The organism is Streptomyces klenkii (assembly GCF_003626645.1).
Classification (GTDB): Bacteria; Actinomycetota; Actinomycetes; order Streptomycetales; family Streptomycetaceae; genus Streptomyces; species Streptomyces klenkii.
This window is the reverse complement of the sequence record NZ_RBAM01000219.1, coordinates 1-1,023: the sequence shown is the minus strand read 5'-3', so window position 1 is coordinate 1,023 and position 1,023 is coordinate 1. Positions and strand designations below refer to the sequence as shown.

Annotated in this window: 2 protein-coding genes; one reads left to right on the top strand and one right to left on the bottom strand. The window is 73.1% G+C overall.

Going from position 1 to position 1,023, the window contains the following annotated elements; genetic code table 11:
* Positions 1-396 (bottom strand): biotin--[acetyl-CoA-carboxylase] ligase (locus tag D7231_RS35895; protein ID WP_422396798.1); only part of this gene is annotated, 396 nt, incomplete at its 3' end.
* Positions 397-509: 113 nt separating this feature from the next.
* Between D7231_RS35895 and D7231_RS35890 the strand changes: the two genes are divergently transcribed.
* Positions 510-1,023, top strand: a 514-nt coding sequence (locus D7231_RS35890; protein WP_277875682.1) for a carboxyl transferase domain-containing protein, incomplete at its 3' end; no start/stop codon positions are given.

Below are 1,023 nucleotides of genomic sequence, written 5' to 3'. Positions count from 1 at the left end.
CCACTTCAGCGCGGCGTCCACACCGGCCGCGCGGCTGAGCGCGGCGGCCGTGGCGACCCCGGCGAGCAGCGGGAGCCAGGTGAGGCGGGCGGGCGGCACGCCGTCGGCCTCGGGCTGGAGCAGCGCGGAGAAGAAGAGGCCGGAGCGCGGCGGGGCGCTCCAGGTGCGGCCCAGGCGCCCGCGCCCGGCCGTCTGCTCCTCGGCGATGAGAACGGCCCCGGCGCGGGCCCGCCCGGCGCGCGCGGCCTCGGCCAGGTCGGCGTTCGTGGAGCCGGTGGAGGCCACGACGTCGAGGTGCGTCCAGAGGCTGTCGGGACGCGTCAGCCCCTCGCGCAGGGCCCGCGCGTTCAACGGCGGACGGTCGAGATCGGACCAGCGGCTCCGCTCAGTGGTCATGGCGCCAGACTAAGGGTGTGGCCAACGCCGCACGCCCATGGCCCTCCGGCGCCGACAGGCTGGGAATAACCTACGAATCGGTAACCACCCGAGGACGAGTAGGAGCCGCTGCCGTGGCCGAAAACCTTCACACCACCGCGGGCAAGATCGAGGATCTCAGGCGCCGGACGGACGAGGCCACGCACGCCGGGTCCGCGCGGGCGGTGGAGAAGCAGCACGCCAAGGGGAAGCTGACGGCCCGGGAGCGGATCGACCTGCTGCTGGACGAGGGGTCCTTCACCGAGCTGGACGAGTTCGCCCGGCACCGCGCCACGGCGTTCGGCATCGACAAGAACCGCCCCTACGGCGACGGCGTGGTCACCGGCTACGGCACCGTGGACGGCCGCCCGGTCGCCGTCTACTCGCAGGACTTCACCGTCTTCGGCGGCTCGCTGGGCGAGGTCTACGGCGAGAAGATCGTGAAGGTGATGGACTTCGCGGCCAAGACCGGCTGCCCGGTGGTCGGGATCAACGACGGCGGCGGCGCCCGCATCCAGGAGGGCGTCACGGCGCTGGGCCTGTTCGCGGAGATCTTCCGGCGCAACGTCCACGCCTCCGGGGTGATCCCGCAGATCTCGGTGATCACCG